The sequence below is a fragment of the Bradyrhizobium sp. CCGUVB4N genome, from assembly GCF_024199945.1.
Taxonomy (GTDB): domain Bacteria; phylum Pseudomonadota; class Alphaproteobacteria; order Rhizobiales; family Xanthobacteraceae; genus Bradyrhizobium.
In genome coordinates this window covers 1,219,107-1,239,344 of record NZ_JANADP010000001.1, presented here as the reverse complement: position 1 = coordinate 1,239,344, position 20,238 = coordinate 1,219,107, and the positions used below count along the sequence as shown (strand labels likewise).

The window sequence follows — 20,238 nt, the reverse complement described above, 5'->3', positions numbered from 1 at the left end:
CGCACCGTCATGAGCCTCTTCCGAGGCGGACGAGGCTCCTAGGCCTCATCCGGCGAGATAGTCGATCGGACCGCGCCCAGCCCTCAGACGGGCATGCTATTCAGCAGCATCGCGGCCTTGGCTTCGCTCAATGTGGGCATAGCCGTCACGTGTCTGCGGCATCTTCATGCCAAGCACGCGCGAAGCCACCAAGGTTCTGAGCACTTGAGCGGTCCCGCCGGCAATGGTGAACATGCGAGCATCTCTCACCGCGCGCTCCATGGGATAATTGCGCGAGTATCCCCGAGCGCCGAAGAGCTGCAATGCCTGGTTGGTGACGTTGTTGGCGGTCTCGGAAGCGATGATCTTCGCTTGGGCGGCCAAGAGAGGGTCCGGAAATGGATTCGCACTCAAAGCGGCTTGATGCAATGAAAGGCGCGCTGCATTCACGGCTACGGCCATGTCAGCCACCATCCATTGCAATCCCTGAAATTCCGCTATGGGACGACCGAACTGTTCACGCTCCTTCACGAAAGCAAGAGACTTTTCGAATGCGCCTTGCGCGATGCCGAGCGCCACAGTGCCTGCACCAACGCGCTGGCTGTTGTAGGCGTCAATGAGATCGGCGAAGCCACGACGAAGCCCGCGCGGCGGCAGGACGAGCATATCGTCCTTGACTTCCAGGTCTTCGAAAATGATCTCTGTTTCGGGAATTCCGCGAAGGCCCATCGCCGGCTCGCGCTTGCCGACCTTCAAACCCGGGGTCCCAGCAACGGCCAAGAACCCTCCGATCCCCTGCTCCGATCCCCGTTCGTCGAAAATACGGGCAAAGATCAAGTGCAGCTTGGACACACCGCCGCCAGTGATCCAGTGCTTCTTGCCGTTGATGACATACGTGCCGCCACGCTTGTCTGCACGCGTGGTCATCTCGGTAGCGGCCGAACCGGCATTCGGTTCGGTAATGCAGATCGCGGGCTTGTCGCCGGCGAGCACCAGCTCCGCCGCCATCCGCTTCTGCTTCTCGGTACCGTACTGCATGACGGCTGAGATCGCGCCCATGTTGGCTTCGACCGTAATACGCCCGGTAGCACCGCATACGCGGGCCATTTCCTCGATGATGAGGGTGGCCTCAAAGAAGCTACCGCCGCGACCGCCATACTCCTTAGGCACCGTGTACCCCATGAACCCGGCTTCGGTCAGCGCCTTCACGTTGTCGTAGGGATAGGCCTCCGTTCGGTCTACCTCTGCAGCCTTTTCGGCGAATTTGGACTCTGCAAGCTCGCGCGCAGCGGCTTTCAGCTTCTGTTGCTCAGGCGAGAGCTTCATATCCATAGGGGGTGAATCCTCTTCGGGTACGGGACGGTCAGCCGTTTTCACTCCGCAGACTATCGAAAGGCAAACGAATATTTTGCGAGCCAGACTTCAAAATATGTTAAGTTGTCTGGCATGAGCATCAGACAGCTTCGCACACTCGTGGCCATTGCAGATGGCGGTAGCTTTAACGCAGCCGCCCAGCGGCTCTACATGACCCAGTCGGCGGTCAGCATGCAGATGAAGGCCTTGGAAGTCGACATGAGAGCCAAGCTATTCGACCGCACCATCAGACCGCCGGTTCTCAATAGCAATGGATGGCGCCTTGTCGACGAAGCCAGACAGATTATCGAACGCTACGATGCCCTTCGGCTGCTTGCATCGACTCCTTCGACGGGCCTTACGGGTTCGTTGCGGCTTGGCGTTATTCCCTCCGTTGCGACGCACCTTCTTCCTCAAACGCTATCAAAATTGCGGAACGAGCACGCGAGCTTGAGAATTCAAATTCAAAGCGGCCTGTCTCCCGAACTTGCCTTTAAGGTTGAGGAAAAGCGCTTGGATGTTGCAATCGTTACGGAGTTGGAGCGCCTGGATCCGTCGATCGCCTTTGAGCAGATATCGGAAGAAGAGCTTAAGGTTGTCATTCACAAGGATCTGGCCCGCGGTTCGATCGGGGAACTGCTGCGAACATACCCATTCGTTCGCTTCAATCCTGCCATGGGAGTTGGACGAGTAATCGATTCGACGTTGCGCGCACGTCGAATTCTGGTGAATGACTTCATGGAGTTCGACTCCATCGAGACAATGATCAGCATTGTGAGGCTCAAGCTCGGAGTGACCATTATTCCAGTCGGTCTGTTTTCTCCCGACCTCGACGCTCTAAAGTCGATTTCGTTCGATCCACCGGTTCATAGACGAATCGGGATTTTGGCTCGTCGTGGGACGATTGATGCCCCTACCGTTCGCGCGGTCGCTGACGCATTCAAATCATTCGTAACGGCGCCTCGCTCCACGCCCCGCAAACGTAAGCGATAGTCGGAGCGGCTATTCGACTTGAACTCCCGCTGCTCTAACTCGTTAACGCGAAGCCATAGCCTGATCGAGGCGAGCTGAACCAAAGCGATGTAGTTCGTATCGCAGCTCTGGGATCGGCCTCTGGTCCGATCAAGTCACCTTCAAGCGGAGAGCGCTCTGTTGAAGATATATGATCCCAAAAAGGATCAGACCGAAGACGATTGGATGAATCCAGTCGTGATGAAAGACCATCAACTGCAGGACGAAGGCTGCGATGTCGATCGGCACCAACAGAAGTAGGGCGGCCCACGGCGAGAGACGCGGCACTAGAACACCAACCCCACCGATAACCTCCAAAGCCCCAGTGAAATACATAAACCAGAGCCCCAGGCCCAGATGGTTGAAATCTTCAATCATCATGGGTGTTGCCACCAATTTCATCGCACCGGTAGCAATGAAAACAAAGCCCATGAGGCCACGCAGAACCCAAAGACTCATTTTCCCGGGATTCAGTACTGACTCTTCAGACATACGATCACACGCCCATTCTAATGAGTCATGGTCAAATCAATTCCGCAAAGTCATCCGGCTAGAGCGGATGACCTTGTTATGCGTGATCTCAGGAACTATCAGACTTGGTTCCAGCCGCCGTCGACGCAGAGTTCGCTGCCTGTCAGATAGGATGAGTCATCGGAGGCCAAGAACAGGACGGCCTTTGCGATCTCATCGACGGTGCCGCTGCGGTGCATCGGAATTTGGGCATGAACTTGGGTCTTGGTCTGCTGAATCATCTCCTCGCTCACACCCGATTTGCGCGCCTGGTCAGTGTCGATGTAGCCGGGCGCCATGGCGTTCACTCGTATGCCCTTGTCGATGAGTTCTACCGTGAGCGAGCGTGCCAGCGAACGAATGGCAGCTTTGCCTGCCGAATAGACGCTGACATAGGGCATGCCCTTGGTGGTCAGGGTCGTGGTGTTGAGGACAATCGAGCCCCCGGATGTCATGAGCGGCAGGAGCTTCTGGATCGTGAAGTAGGTTCCCTTGAAGGTGCAGGCGACCGTGAAATCGAACTCCTCCTCCGACATATATTCAAACATGTTCGGTCGCGCCGCACCTGCGTTCGCGAAGATGATGTCGACGCGGCCGTGCTTTCTCTCGACAAACGCACGAAGCGCTTCAATGTCCGCCATCTTCGAAATATCGCAGCCGATCGCGGCGGCGCCGTTTCCGATGCTCTGCGCCGCGGCATCGAGCCTCGCCTGATCCCGCCCGGTGATGATGGCCTTCGCACCCTCGCGTGCGAACAGCTTGGCTGTCGCCAGTCCCATCCCATCGCTGCCGCCGGTGATGACAGCGACCTTACCGCCTAGTTTACCCATATTTCGTCTCCTATCGTCCTTTGGCGTGCCCGATGTAAACCGCACGTTTTATGAAGCTTGATTTGTTTTCCTCACTTCCGGCGCTCCTTTCGCCTTGAACAGACAGAATGGCAACCGCCTAATTTTCTAGGCCGGCATACAGAAATGGATGGCGCGGACCTACCCGAGGAGTGAACGTGGAGTTGCGGTGGGATGACCAATGGGTCTTATGCCGATATCGGCATAACGTGCATAATGCCGTAACCCGAATTATGCCGATGACCAACGTTGGCGGCTGTCAGAGCTGGTTCTGGCCGCTCGTCAGTTCGGCATAATCGGATTTATTACGCACAGCGAGTTCGATCGCCTCTAACCCGGCAGAAATGGGGTGGGACGCTGACGGTCGTGTTTTTGAGTTTTGTTGGCAAAAGCAGCCATTACGCTCAATTGCTTTGCACTGTTCCAACCGGGAGCTTCCCGGCTTGATGAGCCAAACGTGGGCTACTAAATGTGCCGTCATCTTCGAGGGAGTTTGCCACATGATCGATATCGACAAGGTGAGGGCGGATACCCCCGCTTGCGAGCAAGTGCTGCATTTTAACAATGCGGGGGCTTCATTGATGCCTCGTCAGGTCTACGAGGCGGTCAAGGGCGTGTTGGATCTGGAAAACAGCGTGGGCGGCTACGAAGCCGAGCGGCGCCTAGCAGACGATTTGCAGTCATTTTACAGCGAATTCGCGGCCCTTTTGAATGCCAGGCCGGATGAAATCGCCTTTGTCGAAAACGCCACTCGTGCGTGGGATATGGCGTTCTATGCTCTCCCCCTCCAATCGGGCGACCGGATCATTACACACGGTTCAGAATATGCGTCGAACTTCCTGGCATTTCTGCATCAGGCCAAAAGACGTGGGATCGAGATTGACATAGCGCCTTCCGACGAGAGCGGGCAACTCGATGTCGCTGCGCTCGAAACTCTGATCAGGCCCGCCACAAAGCTTATCGCCATCACGCATGTCCCAACACAGGGTGGGCTGGTGAACCCGGCAGCCGCAGTTGGCCAAGTCGCCAAGAAGCACAACATCCTCTACCTGCTTGATGCATGCCAGTCAGCCGGCCAGCTTGAGGTGGACGTGAAGGCCATTGGTTGCGACATCCTTTCCGGCACCGGCCGCAAATTTCTGCGGGGGCCGCGCGGCACCGGCTTTCTCTATGTCAGCAACGCCATTGTCGAAAAACTCGACCCGCCATTTATCGACCTTCTGTCGGCCAACTGGACGACCAATGATCAGTACGAGTTGGCGGCGGGCGCAAAGCGTTTCGAGAACTGGGAAAGCTATGTCGGCGGCCGCGTCGGTCTCATGACTGCTGTCCGATATGCGCGGAGCATCGGCATCGCGGTGATCGAACAGCGCGTGTCGTCCTTGGCCGCCACGCTTCGGGATGCTCTTTGCGGTGAGGCGGGTGTTTCCGTTCATGACCTCGGGCGGACGAAGTGCGGCATCGTCACCTTCCAGAAGCAAGGTCTCGAACCGCAGAACATTGCCGAGCGCCTGAGAGCCCAGCAGATCAACGTCTCGGTGTCCGGCGTGCCCTATGCCCGGCTTGATCTTGGCGGGCGGGGGCTCTCCTCGCTGGTTCGCGCCTCCGTGCACTACTTCAACACGGAGAAGGAGATCGAACGTTTCGTGGAAATAGTGTCCAGCCTTATTCCCACTTGATGGAGGGTGATGACTGCATTTGGCGCGCGAGATGATCCGGTTGACGACCTATCTAGGCCATAGCGATCCCTCCAACACATACCGGTATCTGGAAGCGGTCCCCGAACTGCTCGATTTGGCCATGGCGCGAGCGAGTGGCGACAGCAGGGAGGCAAGCCGATGAGCAACGCCACTTTGCCCGCGCTGATCCAGCGTTTCTTCACCGACCGACTGTGCGTGCAGATGGAAGCGAGCCGCCATACCGTGGCCGGCTATCGCGACACCTTCCGCCTTTTGTTGCGATAGGCAAGCGCCCGGCACGGTAAGCCGCCGGTCAAGCTGACGATCGAGGAGATTGATGCCGATCTCGTCGCCGACGTCCTCGTTCACACCGAGACTGCACGCGGCAACCGCGCGCGTAGCCGCAACACCCGATTGGCCGCGATCCGATCGTTCTTCCGGTACCTCGCCATGAGCGATCCGACCTGGTTGCTGCATTGCCAGCGCATCCTCGCCATGCCGAATAAGCGCAATGTGCGGCGTGCGGTGACGTTCCTCGACGGAGAAGAGATCGCGGCCCTGCTGGCGGCGCCGGACCGCACGACGTGGACCGGACGTCGTGACCATGCGCTGCTTCTGCTTGCTGTGCAGACGGGTCTGCGGGCTTCCGAACTAGTCGGCCTCAGATGCGGCGATCGGAACCGGCGCCCATATCCGTTGCATGGGGAAGGGGCGGAAATAACGTGCCACTCCGCTTCGCCGCGAGACGGCCAAGCTCCTGGCGAGTTGGATCGGCCCCGTATCGACGGCGGGGCGTCGCAACGTCCCAGCTCGCTGACCCGTCCTAAAGCGGCAGCATCCGGTTCAACAGCTCGAGCAGCGTGCGCTTCTCGGTCTCGGTGAGCGGGGCCAGCATCTTCCGATTGTAGGGCTCCGTCAGCCTTGTCCCATCGGCAATGAGCTTTGCTCCCTTCGGGGTAAGCACGAGCTCGACGGCGCGGCGATCGGACTTCGAGCGGTTGCGCTTGATGAATCCGGACGATTCGAGCTCGTTCAGGATCTTGATCAGATTCGGCAGGCGCAGCCGCAGCAGACTGGCAAGGCTACTCGGAGGCACGCCGGGATTGTCGCGAATGACGACGAAGATCGCGTAGGTCGCGGGTGTCAGGCCCAGCGCGGCGAACTCTTCGTAAAAGCCCTCAAAGAACTTCAGCTGGGCAAGGCGCATCATGAAGCCGGGCGTCCGCTGCAGCGCACGCAGGTCCAGCGATCGCTCCGTTTGCTGAGCCGAGTTGGCTCCGGGTCTCAACGCTTTCGCACTCATGGTCCTCGATCCTTGGGCCGCCGAATTGACACTCTAAAGAATAGATATAAAATATAACTATTATTCAGCGGCACCAAGACCGCTTTGGGAGGGACACAATGAACAGCAAATTCCTGCACAAATTGTGCATCTTGGCCGTAGCGCTGACCGCGACGCCGGCCTTCGCCCAGGACGCGGTGAAGATCGGCATCCTGAACGACCAATCCGGCCCGTTCGCGAGCTATCAGGGCGTCGGCTCCGTCGTCGCCGCCAAGATGGCCGTCGAGGATTTTGGCGGAAAGGCCGGAGGCAAACCGGTCGAGGTCGTCGCCGCCGATCACCAGAACAAGACCGACATCGGCATCGGCATCGCGCGGCGCTGGTACGAGAACGAGGGCGTCGATGCGATCTTCGACATTCCGAACTCGTCGATCGCGCTCGCGGTGGCCGGCATGAGCGCCGAGAAGAACAAGGTGTTCGTCGGATCGGGCGCCGGCACGGTGCTGCTGACCGGCGAGAAGTGCACACCGAACACGGTGCACTGGACCTACGACACCTATGCCTACGGCCGCGGCCTCGGCAAGGCGATCGTGCAGCAGGGCGGCAAGAAATGGTTCTTCATCACCGCCGACTATGCTTTCGGCCATGACCTGGAGAAGCAGGCCGCGGAAGCCGTAAAGGCCTCCGGTGGCGAGGTGCTCGGCAGCGTGCGGCATCCCCTGGGAACGGCCGACTACGCCTCGTTCCTGCTCCAGGCCCAGGCGTCGGGCGCCAATGTCATCGGCTTCGCCAATGCCGGCGACGACACCATCACGTCGATGAAGCAGGCCGCCGAGTTCGGACTGACCAAGGACCACAAGCTGGTCGGACTGATCCTGGGCATGAACGGCCTTCCCGCGCTCGGCCTCAAGTTTGCGCAAGGCGCGCAGATCATGAACCCGTTCTACTGGGATCTGAACGACGGCACGCGCGCCTTCGCAAAACGCTTCGCCGAGCGCATTCCCTCGAAAGCCTATCCGAACGACATGCAGGCCGGCGTCTACGCCTCGGTCATTCACTATCTCAAGGCGGTGGACAAGGCCGGCAGCGCCAAGGACGGCAAGGCGGTCGTCGCCGCGATGAAGGAGCTGCCGACCGACGATCCGCTGTTCGGCAAAGGCTATATCCGCAAGGACGGACGCAAGATCCACCCGCTCTATCTGCTCCAGGTCAAATCGCCCGAGGAGTCGAAATCCACCTGGGATCTGCTGAAGGTCGTCGCCACGATCAAGGGCGAGGACGCGTTCCGCTCCGAGAGCGATGGCCAGTGCGCGCTCGCCAGGCAATAGCGGAGGGAGCAGACCATGAGCGGCATTGCAGCCAGTCAGATCGATCCGTTTGCACCTGACTTCCTGACCGACCCCTATCCGGCCTATGAGACGTTGCGCGCGCTCGGGCCGATATTCGAGGTCGAGCGCTACGGCGTGTGGGCGATGGCCGGCTATGCCGAGGTCGAGCCGGCCCTGAAGGACTGGAAGACCTTCATCAGCGGCGAAGGCGTCGGGCTCAACGGGATGAACCCGGCGCTGCCAAAGCCGCTCACGCTGCAGATCGATCCGCCCGACCACGACAAGGGCCGCCGCGTCCTCGGCCGGACGTTGTCTCCGGGCGTGGCACGCAAGCTGCGCGAGACGTTCCAGCAGGAGGCGGAGAGAAAGGTCACGGAGCTGATCGACAAGGGCACCTTCGATGCCGTGACCGATCTTGCCGAGGCCTATCCGATGAAGGTGTTCCCGGATGCGATCGGCATCCGGCCGGACGGCCGGGAGAAGCTGCTGGCCTGGAGCACGTTCGTGTTCAACAGCTTCGGCCCCGAGAACGAGATCCTCGCGGCGTCACGGAAAGAAGGCCTCGCCGCACAGAGCTGGATCATGGAATGCTGCGCGCGGGATGCGCTGCGGCCCGACAGCCTCGGCATGATGATCTACCAGGCCGCCGACGAGGGCGAGATCAGCGAGCACGAAGCCACGCATCTGGTGCGGCCCTTCCTCACCGCCGGGGTCGACACGACCGTCAACGGCATAGGCAACACCCTGCTCGCGCTCGCCACCCATCCGGATCAATACCGCAAGCTGCACGAGCGACCAGAGCTGGCGCGCAACGCCTTCGAGGAAGGCCTGCGTTACGACTCGCCGGTGCAGACTTTCTTTCGCACCACCTCGCGCGACGTCGAGATCGCAGGCGGCGTGATCCCGGCGCACCGCAAAGTGCTGCTGTTCATGGCCTCGGCCAACCGGGACTCCGCGCGCTGGGACGATCCGGATCGGTTCGACGTCGAGCGGACCGCAACAGGCCATGTCGGCTTCGGCGCCGGTATTCATGCCTGCGTCGGCCAGATGATCGCGCGTCTGGAAGGCGAATTGATCTTCAGCGAGCTTGCGAGGCGCGTTAAGTCCATCGAGCTCACCGCAGAGCCGAAGCGCAGGCTCAACAATTCCCTGCGCGGACTGGAGAGCATGCCGGTTCGCGTGACGGCCGCATGAGCTGTATCACGCGCGCGGTCGGCCCGCTTTAAGGTCAAATTGTCGCGACGACCTCTGGCCAATTGCGAGACTTCTGGATCAAGGAAAAAGTGCCGGGCTGTTGCAACCTGAGCTGCAACAGCCCGGCAAGTCTTGGGAGGAACAACACAGACATCTGCGATTATTCCAGGCGTCGTGTGAACGAGTTACGATCACGGCTGAAGCTAAGAAAACGGCAAATCCTTTGAGACACTAATCCACTGTGAAGTAGGCTTAGTTCCCCTTCCAATTCGGCTTGCGCTTCTCCGCAAAGGCCTGTGGTCCTTCCACCGCATCCGCAGAAGCGAGCATCACCTTCATAGCCGGGTATTCCCACTCCTCTGAAATTCCCTCGGAAATGGAGCGTGACAGCCCTCGGAGAACCGCTTCCTTAGTGGCCCGGACCGACATGGGACTGCAGGCAAGGATCTCGTCGGCCCAGCGTCTGGCGGCATCCAGAACGTTCCCGCTGACTACCTCGTTGACAAGACCTAACGAGAACGCTTCCTCCGCGCTGACCCGACGTCCCGTCAGCATCATGCCCATCGCTCGCTTGAGGCCGATCTCCCGAGGGAGTCGCTGAATTCCCCCAGCGAGCGCCGCCAAGCCAACGCGCGGCTCCGGCAGCGCGAACACGGCGTTCTCCGAGGCAACCACGATATCGCATGCCAGTGCGATCTCAAATCCGCCACCCATCGCGACCCCATTGACCGCTGCGATCACTGGTTTCGCCAGATCAAAGCGCCTTGTCAGACCACCAAAGCCCTTGGCTGGGGTCGTCAGCCCTCCGCCGGCCGCCTGCTGCTTGAGATCGTGACCTGCACAGAACGCTTTCGGTCCGGCCCCCGTAATGATCGCCACCCACTGCTCGTCGTCGGAAGCAAATTTATCGAAGACGTCCTCAAGCTCGGCGTGGCAATCAGCATTCAAGGCGTTATGTGCCTCAGGCCGATCAATCGTGACGATTGTACGCCTCCCCTCACGGGCGACCTTGACATGTTCGTAGGTCATTGCGGCTTTAGCCTTTCGAAGTGGAATATGCCGATGGCACAGTTGTTGTCCGAGACGATCAGTTTGCAAACAATCGAGGTTCGGCAAATCGATTATCAGTGCAGTTTCTTGGCTTCTCGCGATCAAAATCTGCTGATAGTCGCGAATTCTGACAAGTCGGCACGATCTGCGCGCAAACTGTTGATCGGATGTTCTCGATCCATGTAACCAAGAGCCATGCCGCAAAAGAGCATGAGATGGGAGGGCAATCCGATAAAATCCGCAACGGTCCCATGCCAGAGCGCCCACGCCTCTTGGGGACAGGTGCTCAACCCCTTCTCCAGCGCGAGCAGCATAACGGATTGCATGTACATGCCGAGATCGGCCCATTGCCCAGGTTCCATCTGGCGATCAATGGCGAAAAACAGGCCGACAGGCGCACCGAAAAAGGTGAAGTTCTTTGCAAGCTGATTGAGACGAGCAGCTTTGTCCTCGCGCGGAATCCCGATCGTGCGATAGAGATCCTCACCGTTCTTGAAGCGTCGGCTTCTATACGGCTCCTTCAGTTCTGGTGGATAGATATTGTATTCCGGCTTCTCGCCCTTCGGATTGATCTTGATCCGCTCGGCCATTAGCGCCTTGAATCGAGCGAGTTCTTGACCTCCTAGAGCCCAGACATGCCAAGGCTGTAGATTGCCGCCGGAAGGTGAACGGCTGGCCGCAAGCAGGATGTCTTCGACGACCTCGCCGGGGACGGGAACGTCCAAGAATGCCCGCACGGAGGTGCGCGAGTTCAACGCGTCCGAAACTTTCATGAAAATTTCTCCGAATACCTCTGTCATCCGATCCGGACGACCATCTTTCCTAGAGCCGAGCGCGTCGTCATCGCTTTGAACGCTTCGTGGAATTCCTCAAATGCAAAGACCCGTCCCACCACAGGAGCAAGCGTCTTCTCGCTCAACCAAGTGAACAGTTGGGCGATGACGAGATCGCGCACATCCGGCTCGCGACGCCCGATCTGTGCCAGGTCGACACCCAGCAGCGCGCCCCCCTTTAGAAGGGGCAGATTGAACCGCAGGGCCGGGATCGTCCCTGAAGCAAAGCCGATCACCAGGTGCCGTCCATTCCAGGCGATCGAACGGAAGGCCTGCAGGCTCAGATCTCCGCCGATGGGATCATAGATCACGTCCGCCCCGTGACCGCCGGTGAGGTCCTTAAGTTCGTCGCGCCACCCATCACGCGTGTAGTCCAGGCCCGCATCTGCACCATGACTGATCGCAAATTGCCGTTTCTCCTCAGTCGAAGCCGCCGCAATGACGCGGGCTCCCAGCAACTTTCCAACCTGGACAGCAGCTATTCCAACCCCACCAGCGGCTCCCAAAACCAGAAGAGTCTCGCCTTTCCGTAGCTTCCCCCGAGCGCTGAGCGCGTACAGCGCAGTCAGGTAATTTGCGAAGAACGAGGCGCCGACCTCCGGCTCTATGCCCTTCGGCGTGAAGAAAAGGTCCTCGGCTGGCACGCAAATGTATTCGGCAAGGCCACCATTTCTGACCATCCCGATGACCGGTTTACCGGGTGCGAAGCCCTTAGCATCTTCCGCCGCCTCGTCGACGACGCCCGCAAACTCCGACCCCGGCGTAAATGGCAGAGGATCCTTGGTCTGATACAGCCCCTGCACCTTCAAGCCGTCCACGAAACCGACGGCGGCTGCTTGAATTCGAACGCGGACCATTCCCGGCGACAATTCAGGTTTGGCCACTTCCTTGATGGCGATATTTTCGATGCGATCGTAGTTTTCGACCAGGACTGCTTTCATGACATCCTCTTCAGCGAGCGCCGATCTCGATCGGCCGTCGAATTCGCGCGATTAAGTGCAGAGATCTCCAAACTCTAGAGGGCCCGAGAGATCACCTCCTTCATCATTTCGCTGGTTCCGCCATAGATACGCTGCACGCGTGCGTCGGCATACATCCGTGCAATAAGGTACTCGTTCATGAAGCCGTATCCGCCGTGCAACTGCAAGCACTCGTCGATGACCTTACCCTGTTGCTCCGATGCCCAGAGCTTGGCCATCGAGGCTGTTGCCGCATCGAGCGTGCCGGAAACCAGCGCCTCGACGCATTCGTCGACAAAGCTGCGCGTGACTTTCGTGATCGTTGCCAACTCGGCCAGCCGGTACTTTGTGTTCTGGAAGTCAGCGATCGACTTTCCGAACGCCTTGCGTTCCCGAACAAAGGCAAGCGTCGCCTCGAGTGCGCCCTCCATTGCCGCCACCGCCATGACGCCGATGATCGTGCGTTCATAGGGCAAGTCCGACATCAATTGGTAAAAGCCACGACCTTCCACTCCACCGAGCAAGTTTGAGGCTGGCACGACGACCTCGTCAAAGAACAGCTCGGAAGTATCCTGGGCCTTCAGTCCGAGCTTATCAAGCAAGCGTCCGACCCTGAAGCCTGGAGCTTTTGCTGTCTCAACCAGGATGATCGACATTCCGCTCGCCCGCTCGGCCGGATCGGTCTTCGCAACGACGAGCACCAGGCCGGCAAGAAGACCGTTGGAAATGAACGTCTTTGAGCCGTTGATCACGTAGTCATCGCCGCGCTTCTCAGCACGGGTTCGAATGGACTGGAGATCCGAGCCAGCACCCGGCTCGGTCATCGCGATGGCTCCGACGAGTTCTCCGCTCGCCAAGCGCGGCAGGTATTCGCGTTTTTGCTCCTCGGTGCCATGGTTCAGCACATAATGCGCGACGATCGTGTGGACGGAGGGATTCATGCCCGTCAGGCCGCGGCGCGCCATTGCATCGTAAAAGATAGCTTCGTGCCGAAAATCGCCTCCGGCGCCGCCATATTCGGTCGGGATGTCCGAACAGAGAAGTCCAAGCGCGCCGGCCTTAAGCCAGAGTTCGTGCCCGACATTCCCTCGCTCGCGGGCCTCTTCGTCAAATGGCGCCATTTCCTTGTCGACGAAGCGGGTGACCGTTTCGCGATACATCTCAAGGTCGGAATCGAGCCAGGAGGGTCGATAGTCAATCATGCGCCTACTCGTCGTTCCTATGAAAGCAACCATCGCTTTCGCTTCCGGCTGGGTTCCGCATTTTCGTCCAAACGTGATCGATTGAACCCGCCGCGCTCTTCTTCGACAACACTTCGATTTCATCTGCTGTCGAAAGCATGCGCGGCGGTTCTCTGAGTGGGGGTCTATTCCGTGTCCCCGTTGATCACGTCTCCGAAGAGCTCCCACTTTTCGCCGCTAAAGCGCATCAACCGAAGTTGGCTGATCGGAGCAAAGTCGGTCGGCGAGGTGTTCAGGTAGATTCCCGGCAAGAGCGCCTCGGTCCGCCAATCCTTCAGGTTCGCAGCCTGCTTCATGACGTTCTCGCGCGTGAGGTCGTCGCCGCATTGCTTCAACGTCTGGGCCAGCGTCTCCGCAAGCGCGTAGCCGGTGATCAGCAAGATGTCGCGCTTGTTGCCTTCGGGATAATACTTGCTCAGAAAGCCCTGAAACTCCTTCATGCCGGGATCATTCTCCCACTGCGGATCCGCCGGGTCCTTCAAGTAGGTGGCGGAGATGATGCCCTGTGCGTTCTCAAAGCCAGCAGGTTTGATCACGCTGCCGACCGACGCCGAAACGTTGCTCAGGATGTGCAGCGGCTTCCAGTCAACTTCGGCAATCTTCTTGATTGCCTGAGCCGCAAATTTGGGTGAGCTGATATCGACCAGGGTATCGGCCCCTGTCGCCTTGAGCTTGACGATGTGACTGTCGATCGTCGGCTCTGACGTTTCGTAGCTTTCCTCAGCAACAATCTGAGCACCTAGCTTATCCTTGAGGCCCTTCAAGTAGTCCTTTCCGAGATCGTCGTTTTGATAGAAAACGGCGACTTTGGCGTTTGGCTTTTCTTTGAGGATGTACTTCGCGTAGGCGCGAGCCTCGCTCTGGTAGGAGGGTTGCCAGCCCGTAGTCCAGGGGAAGCTCTTGGGATCGTTGAACTTGGTGGCGCCCGCCGCCACGAAAAGCTGTGGGATCTTCTTGGAGTTCAGATACTTCTGGATAGCTGTGTTGTTGGCCGTGCCCAGCGGATCGAACATGAGCAGAACTTCGTCGCTCTCCACCAGCTTGCGCGTCTGCTCGACGGCCTTCGGCGGCGAGTACGCGTCGTCATAGCTGATGAAGTTGACCTTGCGGCCGTTGATGCCGCCCTTGTCGTTGATCATCTTGAAGTATGCGGCCTCCACCTGGCCGATGACGCCGTAGGCAGATCCCGGACCGCTGTACGGCATGAGATTACCGACCTTGATCTCGGTGTCGTTGGCCCCCGTATCATACTTCTTCTGGGCGAGCGCCGTGCCCGACGCGAGCGCGATCACTGCTGTTGCCAGAGCGGTCGTCCCTATAATCCTAGCAAGCATATGAAGTCTCCTTGTGAGTTTCACTTCTGTTTTAGTTTGGCGACCCAGCCTTGGCTTAGGATCGCGACCTGCCTTGCGCCATGTGGCACAAGATAGATGACGAGAAACAAGAGGACGCCGAACACGGCGCCGGAGAGACCCTTGGAGATGCCCTCCGCGATGTTTGGCACGAATATGATGAAGGCCGCACCGACGATCGAGCCCGGCAGCCAGCCGACGCCGCCAACGACCATTCCGAGGAACAGCTGGATCGCGAGCGTGATGGTGAAGCTGTCGGGTGCGACGAACTGCACGGCGATCGCACTGAGGCCGCCGGCGACGCCAGTGATGGCGGCCGAAACGCCGAAGGCCAGCGTCTTGTACAGCGCGACGTTGATGCCCATGGCGGAAGCTGCGATCTCGTTGTCGCGGATCGCCATGAAGGCGCGGCCCGACCGCGAGCGCAGCAGGTTCACCGAGAGCAGGTAGATCGCAAGGACGATCACGAGCGTGAAGTAGTAGAGCCACATGTCCTGCGACATCGGCAGGCCGAACGGCGCATCTGGCTTGGTGACGACGAGGCCCTGCACGCCGCCGGTCCAGTGCTCGAGGAAGTTCAGCTTGAGCAGCTGTGGCATCGCGGTGGCCAGCGCGAAGGTCGCAAGCGCGAGATACACGCCCGAGAGCCGCAGCGCCGGCTGGCCGAACAGGAAGCCCGCGCCGAAGCACAGCACGCCCGCGACCGGCAGGCAGAGGAAGTACGGGACGTTGAGCTGCTCCATCATGACAGCGGTGACGTAGGCGCCGATAGCGTAGAACGCGCTCTGGCCGAGCGAGAACTGGCCGGAGCCGCCGGTCAGGATGTTCAGCGCCAGCACGGCGAGGCCCAAATACAGGAGCTGGGTCAGCTGGAAGATCACGAAGTTCTTCGCGACCAGCGGAACGGCGATGAGAAGCAGCAGCACCAACAGCGAGGTGCCGGTGCCCAACGTCATGGCTCGCTTCGGAACGGCCTCGACCGCCTGATGGCCTTCGGCAACGACTTCTTCTGCTGCGCTCATGATCAAACTCGCTTGACGATGTGCCGGCCGAACAGGCCAGCCGGTTTGACGACCAGGACGGAGATGATCAGCGCAAGCGCGATCGGGAGTTTCAGCTCGTTGCCGACGCCGGGGATGTAGGTGCCGGCGAGGTTCTCGAACACGCCGACCAGGAAGCCGCCGACCACGGCGCCGAACGGGCTCGACAGCCCGCCGAGCACTGCCGCGGCGAAGCCGTAGATCAGCACGCCGCCCATCATGTTGGGCTCGAGGAACACGACCGGTGCGATCAGCATGCCGGCGATCGAGCCGATCGCGGTCGCCATGCCCCAGCCGAGCGCGATCATCCAAGAGGTGTTGATGCCGACGAGGCGGGCGGATTCAGGAACCGAAGCCGCGGCCCGCATCGCAAGGCCGATCCTCGTGTACTGGAAGAAGAAGTAGAGGCCAAGCAGCAGCAGCACGGTGACGCCGATCATGCCGGCCTGGTGGGTCGAGATCAGCTGGCTGCCCAGGAACGGCGAAGAACCGAACGGCGTCGGATACTGCTTGATGGTGAAGTCCCAGATCAGGCCGGCCGAGGAGTTGATGATCGCGAACAGCGCGATGAAGCCGGCGACGTTGGTCAGCACCGGCGCCTTGGCGAGCGGCTTGAACAGGATGCGCTCGATCGCGATGCCGGCGATGAAGGAGAAGATCAGCGTGATCACGAAGGCGGCCCAATAGGACACGCCCCACTGCATCAGCTGCCAGGAGATGAAGGTCGAGAACATCGCCATCTCGCCCTGCGCGAAGTTGAGATGGTCGATGGCCTGGTAGATCATGACCACGGCGAGCGCCATGCAGGCGTAGATCGCGCCCGTGGCGATGCCGGCCAGGACCTGGTTGGTGAACAGCTCCATTGTCCCGGCTCCCTCAGTAACCCAGATAGGATTTGCGGATTTCTTCGTTGTTCGCGATGTCCTTGGCATTGCCCGACATCACGATGCGGCCGGTCTCGATCACATAGGCCTGGTCGGCGAGCTCGAGCGCGAGCTGGGCGTTCTGCTCGACCACCAGGATCGACACCTTGTCCTCGCGGTTGATCTTGCCGAGGATGCCGAACAGGTCGCGCACCACCAGCGGCGCGAGGCCGAAGGAGGGCTCGTCCAGCAGCATCAGCCGCGGCCGCAGCATCAGGGCGCGGGCGACCGCGAGCATCTGCTGCTCGCCGCCGGAGAGCGTGCCGGCCTGCTGGGTGTGGCGCTGCTTCAGCACCGGGAAATGCGCGTACATGCGCTCGATGTCGGAGACGATGCCGGCGCTGTCCTTGCGGGTGATGGCCCCGAGCTGCAAGTTCTCCTCCACCGTCATGGTGGTGAAGGTGCCGCGACCCTGCGGCACATGCGCGATGCCGAACCGCACGATGCTTTCGGTGGAGCGGTTGTTCAGCGGCTTGCCGTCGAACTCGATGCCGCCGGTGGAGCGTACCATGTTGCAGATCGCGCGCAGCGTCGTGGTCTTGCCGGCGCCGTTGGCGCCCAGCAGCGTCGTCAGCGATCCCTCGTTGAGCGAGAAGGACAGGCCGTGGAGCGCCTGGACCTGGCCGTAATAGGCGCGCAGGTCCTTGACGTTGAGCAGATTCGTCATTGGTCCTTGCTCCCGAGATAGGCCTTGATGACGTCGGGGTCCGCCTGCACTTGGGCCGGCGTGCCTTCCGCGAGCTTCTTGCCGAAATTCAGCGCGACGACGTGGTCGGCGATCGACATCACGAGACCCATGTGATGCTCGACCAGCAACACGGTCATGTGGCGGTCGTCGCGGATGCGGCGGATGAGGTCGCCGAGCACGTAGACTTCCTCGTGATTGAGGCCGCCGGCCGGCTCGTCGAGCAGCAGGATCTTCGGATCTGCCGCGAGCGCGCGCGCCAGCTCGACGCGCTTCTGCGTGCCGAAGGGCAGGCCGGAGACGGTGGTGTGGGCGACATCCTCGAGATCGAGATAGGCGAGGATCTCGTGCACCTTCTTGTTGACGTCGCTCTCGCTGCGGCGAATCCAGGCGAGGCGAAGCGAGTCGCTGATGATGTCGCTGGAGGTGCGCGCATGCGTGCCGACGCGGACGTTGTCCATCACCGAGAGGTTCGGAAACAGCGCCACGTTCTGGAAGGTGCGGCCGATGCCGATCTCGGCGATCCGGTGCGGCGGGCGCGTCAGGATGCTCGCGCCTTCCATCAGGATGTCGCCAGACGACGGCTGGTAGAGCCGGGACAGGCAGTTGAAGAACGTGGTCTTGCCGGCGCCGTTGGGGCCGATCAAGCCGAGGATCTGGCCCTTGTGCATGTCAAAGGACACGCCGTTGAGCGCGGTGATGCCGCCGAAAGCGACCGTCACGCCACGAACCGAGAGCAGAACCCCTTGATCCTTCATTTGCCTCACTTGAACCATGCTCTACCCCACAACGCCGGAGCACCGGCACTCTCTTCAGGCCGGGAGACCTTCGGACTTCAGCAATCCCGCGAGCCGGCCACGAATCGTAACCTTGGCGTCAGCCACGATCCGCTCGATCAGGCGCTGGCACGTCGGGACATCGTGAATGAGCCCTTGCACTTGCCCTGCCCAGATCAACCCAGCGTCAAGGTCACCGGTTTCGAGCGCAACGCGTCCCTTCGCCCCCGAGACCAACGGCCGGACATCATCAAACGCGGCTTCAGGTACATTCGATATCTCAACGACCTTGTCGGACACGCTGTTCTTGGCGACCCGGCCCGTATTCCGAAACCTGCGGAAGATAAGGTTCGTTGCGCGCTCGTCGTTCTGAACCAGAAACTGCTTCACTGCCTCGTGTATCGGAGCCTCAACCGTCGCGCAGAAACGCGTGCCCATGTTGATTCCGTCGGCCCCGAGAGCCAAGGCAGCTGCGAGACCACGACCATCACCGAAGCCGCCGCTGGCCAACATCGGAATGGAAATCTTGTCTGCCGCAGCGGGGATCAATACGAGACCAGGCACGTCATCCTCTCCGGGATGGCCAGCGCACTCGAAGCCATCGATCGACACAACGTCGACCCCCATCTTCTCGGCGGAAAGGGCGTGTCGAACCGAAGTGCACTTGTGAATGACGATGATGTCATGTGACTTGAATTCATCCACATGCTCTTGTGGCCGCGCGCCAGCCGTCTCGACCACCTTGATCCCGCTTTCGATGATGGCCTTTCGATACTCTGCATAAGGAGGAGGCGTTACCGAGGGAAGGATCGTCAGGTTGACCCCGAAAGGCCTATCGGTCATCGATCGGCAGCGATCAATCTCTCTCCGCAGATCGTCCGGGGTCGGCTGGGTCAAAGCCGTGATGATACCCAACCCGCCAGCGTTGGAGACCGCGCTGGCGAGCTCCGCACGCCCGACCCACATCATGCCGCCCTGCATGACCGGGTGGCTGATACCGACGAGCTCCGTAAAGCGGGTTTGGAAGGTCATCCCAAAGCCTCAACGATGGTCACGTTGGCGATGCCGCCGCCCTCACACATCGTCTGAAGGCCATATCGCTTGCCCCGCGCCTTGAGAGCGTGAACCAGAGTGGAAAGGAGCTTCGTGCCCGAGGCGCCGAGCGGGTGACCGAGCGCAATCGCGCCCCCGTTGACATTGAGCTTTTCCGGGTCGGCCTCGATCGCCTGAAGCCAGGCAAGCGGCACCGGTGCGAATGCCTCGTTGACTTCGTACAGGTCGATATCGCCGATCTTCATTCCTGCCTTCGCGAGAGCCCGTCGGGTCGCGTTGATGGGCTCCTCAAGCATGATGACTGGGTCGCCGGCGGTCACCGTAAGACCGACGACGCGCGCGATCGGCTTCAGATTGTGCTCCTTGAGAGCCTTCTCGCTTACGACCAGCGCGGCGGATGCGCCGTCGCAGATCTGGCTTGCGTTGGCGGCGCTGACGACACCACCGTCTTTCAGAAGCTTGACCGAGCCAATCGATTCCAGCGAGGCGTCGAACCGAATGCCTTCGTCCACGGTGTGCTCGCCCCCTTCGATCTTGAGGGGCACGATCTCGTTCTGGAAGGCTCCGGATTTCGTCGCCTCTGCGGCGCGACGATGACTTTCAAGAGCGAACCGATCCAAGGTCAGTCGATCAAACCCGTACTTCTTTGCGATCATTTCGGCGCCCTCAAACTGGCTGAAGGATTCCACACCGAACCGCTTCTGAATGCGATCGCTGATTGGACCGATCCCGATGCCTTCCTTCTGGTGCAACAACACGTTCGAGAACATCGGCACGCGGGTCATGCTCTCCGCGCCAGCGGCAATCACGACGTCTTGGGTACCGGACATCACTGCCTGGGCGGCGAACTGCACCGCCTGCTGCGAGCTCCCGCATTGCCGATCGATCGTCACGGCCGGAACGGATCCGGGGAGCTTGGAGGCAAGCACCGCATTCCGTCCGAAGGCGAACGCCTGTTCGCCGGCCTGCGTCACGCAGCCCAGAATCACGTCGTCGACGGCGGCAGGATCAATCCCCGAGCGGTCCACGAGCGCGTTGAGCGTTTCGGCCGCCAGATTGGCGGGATGCCAGCCGGCCAGCTTGCCGTTGCGCCTGCCACCTGCCGTTCGTACAGCTTCGACGATATAAGCTTCGGCCATGGA

General features: G+C 60.2%; 20 protein-coding genes. 5 read left to right on the top strand and 15 right to left on the bottom strand.

The features are described 5' to 3' along the window. Window positions 1-96: 96 nt before the first annotated feature. The gene (gene acdA, locus NLM31_RS05750; protein ID WP_254191743.1) at window positions 97-1,311 is read right to left on the bottom strand and encodes a 3-sulfinopropanoyl-CoA desulfinase; all 1,215 of its coding nucleotides are present in this window, start codon (window positions 1,309-1,311) and stop codon (window positions 97-99) included. A 114-nt stretch (window positions 1,312-1,425) separates the two neighbouring features. Between acdA and NLM31_RS05745 the strand changes: the two genes are divergently transcribed. Next, window positions 1,426-2,325: a LysR family transcriptional regulator gene (locus NLM31_RS05745; RefSeq protein ID WP_254128384.1), complete on the top strand. Its 900-nt coding sequence runs from the start codon at window positions 1,426-1,428 to the stop codon at window positions 2,323-2,325. A gap of 129 nt (window positions 2,326-2,454) precedes the next feature. On the opposite strand, the gene NLM31_RS05740 is transcribed toward NLM31_RS05745, so the two are convergent. Then, window positions 2,455-2,835 carry a DoxX family protein gene (locus NLM31_RS05740; RefSeq protein WP_254128383.1) on the bottom strand — a complete coding sequence of 127 codons (381 nt, stop codon included), beginning with the start codon at window positions 2,833-2,835 and terminating at the stop codon, window positions 2,455-2,457. Between the two features lie 98 nt (window positions 2,836-2,933). Then, on the bottom strand, window positions 2,934-3,728 hold the full coding sequence (locus NLM31_RS05735) for an SDR family oxidoreductase (protein WP_254191742.1): 795 nt from the start codon (window positions 3,726-3,728) through the stop codon (window positions 2,934-2,936). A gap of 473 nt (window positions 3,729-4,201) precedes the next feature. On the opposite strand from NLM31_RS05735, the gene NLM31_RS05730 reads away from it, so the two are divergent. Together NLM31_RS05730 and NLM31_RS43275 are read left to right on the top strand one after the other, a co-directional pair. Continuing rightward, a complete protein-coding gene (locus tag NLM31_RS05730; RefSeq protein ID WP_254191741.1) occupies window positions 4,202-5,380 on the top strand; it encodes an aminotransferase class V-fold PLP-dependent enzyme in 1,179 nt (392 codons plus the stop codon). Between the two features lie 318 nt (window positions 5,381-5,698). Then, window positions 5,699-6,262, top strand: a complete 564-nt coding sequence (locus tag NLM31_RS43275; protein ID WP_375167530.1) for a tyrosine-type recombinase/integrase — start codon at window positions 5,699-5,701, stop codon at window positions 6,260-6,262. Here NLM31_RS43275 and NLM31_RS05720 read toward each other — a convergent pair. Then, the gene (locus NLM31_RS05720) at window positions 6,204-6,683 is read right to left on the bottom strand and encodes a MarR family winged helix-turn-helix transcriptional regulator (protein WP_254191739.1); all 480 of its coding nucleotides are present in this window, start codon (window positions 6,681-6,683) and stop codon (window positions 6,204-6,206) included. The two genes, NLM31_RS43275 and NLM31_RS05720, sit on opposite strands and share 59 nt — an antisense overlap. Window positions 6,684-6,781: 98 nt before the next feature. On the opposite strand from NLM31_RS05720, the gene NLM31_RS05715 reads away from it, so the two are divergent. Both NLM31_RS05715 and NLM31_RS05710 read left to right on the top strand, forming a co-directional pair. Continuing rightward, the gene (locus NLM31_RS05715; RefSeq protein WP_254191738.1) at window positions 6,782-7,990 is read left to right on the top strand and encodes an ABC transporter substrate-binding protein; all 1,209 of its coding nucleotides are present in this window, start codon (window positions 6,782-6,784) and stop codon (window positions 7,988-7,990) included. Between the two features lie 15 nt (window positions 7,991-8,005). Then, a complete protein-coding gene (locus NLM31_RS05710; protein ID WP_254191737.1) occupies window positions 8,006-9,184 on the top strand; it encodes a cytochrome P450 in 1,179 nt (392 codons plus the stop codon). Window positions 9,185-9,436: 252 nt separating this feature from the next. Here the strand turns inward: NLM31_RS05710 and NLM31_RS05705 are convergent, their stop codons facing one another. The 11 genes from NLM31_RS05705 to NLM31_RS05655 form a co-directional block, all read right to left on the bottom strand. Further along, window positions 9,437-10,213 carry an enoyl-CoA hydratase-related protein gene (locus NLM31_RS05705; protein ID WP_254191736.1) on the bottom strand — a complete coding sequence of 259 codons (777 nt, stop codon included), beginning with the start codon at window positions 10,211-10,213 and terminating at the stop codon, window positions 9,437-9,439. A gap of 122 nt (window positions 10,214-10,335) precedes the next feature. Beyond that, window positions 10,336-11,007, bottom strand: coding sequence for a nitroreductase (locus tag NLM31_RS05700; RefSeq protein WP_254191735.1), 672 nt, complete (start codon window positions 11,005-11,007; stop codon window positions 10,336-10,338). A gap of 23 nt (window positions 11,008-11,030) precedes the next feature. After that, window positions 11,031-12,008 (bottom strand): NADPH:quinone oxidoreductase family protein, encoded by a 978-nt coding sequence (locus NLM31_RS05695; RefSeq protein WP_254191734.1) that lies wholly within the window; start codon window positions 12,006-12,008, stop codon window positions 11,031-11,033. 74 nt (window positions 12,009-12,082) lie between these two features. Then, window positions 12,083-13,228 carry an acyl-CoA dehydrogenase family protein gene (locus tag NLM31_RS05690; protein ID WP_254191733.1) on the bottom strand — a complete coding sequence of 382 codons (1,146 nt, stop codon included), beginning with the start codon at window positions 13,226-13,228 and terminating at the stop codon, window positions 12,083-12,085. A 164-nt stretch (window positions 13,229-13,392) separates the two neighbouring features. Further along, window positions 13,393-14,601: an ABC transporter substrate-binding protein gene (locus NLM31_RS05685; protein ID WP_254191732.1), complete on the bottom strand. Its 1,209-nt coding sequence runs from the start codon at window positions 14,599-14,601 to the stop codon at window positions 13,393-13,395. A 20-nt stretch (window positions 14,602-14,621) separates the two neighbouring features. Continuing rightward, window positions 14,622-15,641 carry a branched-chain amino acid ABC transporter permease gene (locus NLM31_RS05680; RefSeq protein ID WP_254191731.1) on the bottom strand — a complete coding sequence of 340 codons (1,020 nt, stop codon included), beginning with the start codon at window positions 15,639-15,641 and terminating at the stop codon, window positions 14,622-14,624. A gap of 2 nt (window positions 15,642-15,643) precedes the next feature. Then, window positions 15,644-16,522: a branched-chain amino acid ABC transporter permease gene (locus NLM31_RS05675; RefSeq protein ID WP_254191730.1), complete on the bottom strand. Its 879-nt coding sequence runs from the start codon at window positions 16,520-16,522 to the stop codon at window positions 15,644-15,646. A 13-nt stretch (window positions 16,523-16,535) separates the two neighbouring features. Continuing rightward, entirely contained in the window at window positions 16,536-17,249 is a 714-nt protein-coding gene (locus NLM31_RS05670; RefSeq protein ID WP_254191729.1) for an ABC transporter ATP-binding protein, read from the bottom strand. Beyond that, complete coding sequence (locus tag NLM31_RS05665) at window positions 17,246-18,025, bottom strand: ABC transporter ATP-binding protein (RefSeq protein ID WP_375167465.1); 780 nt, start codon at window positions 18,023-18,025, stop codon at window positions 17,246-17,248. The genes NLM31_RS05670 and NLM31_RS05665 overlap by 4 nt, the downstream gene beginning before the upstream one ends. Window positions 18,026-18,079: 54 nt before the next feature. Continuing rightward, entirely contained in the window at window positions 18,080-19,075 is a 996-nt protein-coding gene (locus NLM31_RS05660; protein WP_254099543.1) for a nitronate monooxygenase family protein, read from the bottom strand. Continuing rightward, complete coding sequence (locus NLM31_RS05655) at window positions 19,072-20,235, bottom strand: acetyl-CoA C-acetyltransferase (RefSeq protein ID WP_254191727.1); 1,164 nt, start codon at window positions 20,233-20,235, stop codon at window positions 19,072-19,074. The genes NLM31_RS05660 and NLM31_RS05655 overlap by 4 nt, the downstream gene beginning before the upstream one ends. Between the last annotated feature and the right edge of the window lie 3 nt (window positions 20,236-20,238).

What these genes read in the sequence shown, in the direction of transcription:
- NLM31_RS05680 (WP_254191731.1), bottom strand. Translation starts at nt 15,641, where the DNA reads ATGAGCGCAGCAGAAGAAGTCGTTGCCGAAGGCCATCAGGCGGTCGAG.
- NLM31_RS05740 (WP_254128383.1), bottom strand. Translation starts at nt 2,835, where the DNA reads ATGTCTGAAGAGTCAGTACTGAATCCCGGGAAAATGAGTCTTTGGGTT.
- NLM31_RS05730 (WP_254191741.1), top strand. Translation starts at nt 4,202, where the DNA reads ATGATCGATATCGACAAGGTGAGGGCGGATACCCCCGCTTGCGAGCAA.
- acdA (WP_254191743.1), bottom strand. Translation starts at nt 1,311, where the DNA reads ATGGATATGAAGCTCTCGCCTGAGCAACAGAAGCTGAAAGCCGCTGCG.
- NLM31_RS05700 (WP_254191735.1), bottom strand. Translation starts at nt 11,007, where the DNA reads ATGAAAGTTTCGGACGCGTTGAACTCGCGCACCTCCGTGCGGGCATTC.
- NLM31_RS05710 (WP_254191737.1), top strand. Translation starts at nt 8,006, where the DNA reads ATGAGCGGCATTGCAGCCAGTCAGATCGATCCGTTTGCACCTGACTTC.
- NLM31_RS05670 (WP_254191729.1), bottom strand. Translation starts at nt 17,249, where the DNA reads ATGACGAATCTGCTCAACGTCAAGGACCTGCGCGCCTATTACGGCCAG.
- NLM31_RS05675 (WP_254191730.1), bottom strand. Translation starts at nt 16,522, where the DNA reads ATGGAGCTGTTCACCAACCAGGTCCTGGCCGGCATCGCCACGGGCGCG.
- NLM31_RS05685 (WP_254191732.1), bottom strand. Translation starts at nt 14,601, where the DNA reads ATGCTTGCTAGGATTATAGGGACGACCGCTCTGGCAACAGCAGTGATC.
- NLM31_RS05690 (WP_254191733.1), bottom strand. Translation starts at nt 13,228, where the DNA reads ATGATTGACTATCGACCCTCCTGGCTCGATTCCGACCTTGAGATGTAT.
- NLM31_RS05665 (WP_375167465.1), bottom strand. Translation starts at nt 18,025, where the DNA reads ATGAAGGATCAAGGGGTTCTGCTCTCGGTTCGTGGCGTGACGGTCGCT.
- NLM31_RS05705 (WP_254191736.1), bottom strand. Translation starts at nt 10,213, where the DNA reads ATGACCTACGAACATGTCAAGGTCGCCCGTGAGGGGAGGCGTACAATC.
- NLM31_RS05660 (WP_254099543.1), bottom strand. Translation starts at nt 19,075, where the DNA reads ATGACCTTCCAAACCCGCTTTACGGAGCTCGTCGGTATCAGCCACCCG.
- NLM31_RS05745 (WP_254128384.1), top strand. Translation starts at nt 1,426, where the DNA reads ATGAGCATCAGACAGCTTCGCACACTCGTGGCCATTGCAGATGGCGGT.
- NLM31_RS05715 (WP_254191738.1), top strand. Translation starts at nt 6,782, where the DNA reads ATGAACAGCAAATTCCTGCACAAATTGTGCATCTTGGCCGTAGCGCTG.
- NLM31_RS05695 (WP_254191734.1), bottom strand. Translation starts at nt 12,008, where the DNA reads ATGAAAGCAGTCCTGGTCGAAAACTACGATCGCATCGAAAATATCGCC.
- NLM31_RS05655 (WP_254191727.1), bottom strand. Translation starts at nt 20,235, where the DNA reads ATGGCCGAAGCTTATATCGTCGAAGCTGTACGAACGGCAGGTGGCAGG.
- NLM31_RS05720 (WP_254191739.1), bottom strand. Translation starts at nt 6,683, where the DNA reads ATGAGTGCGAAAGCGTTGAGACCCGGAGCCAACTCGGCTCAGCAAACG.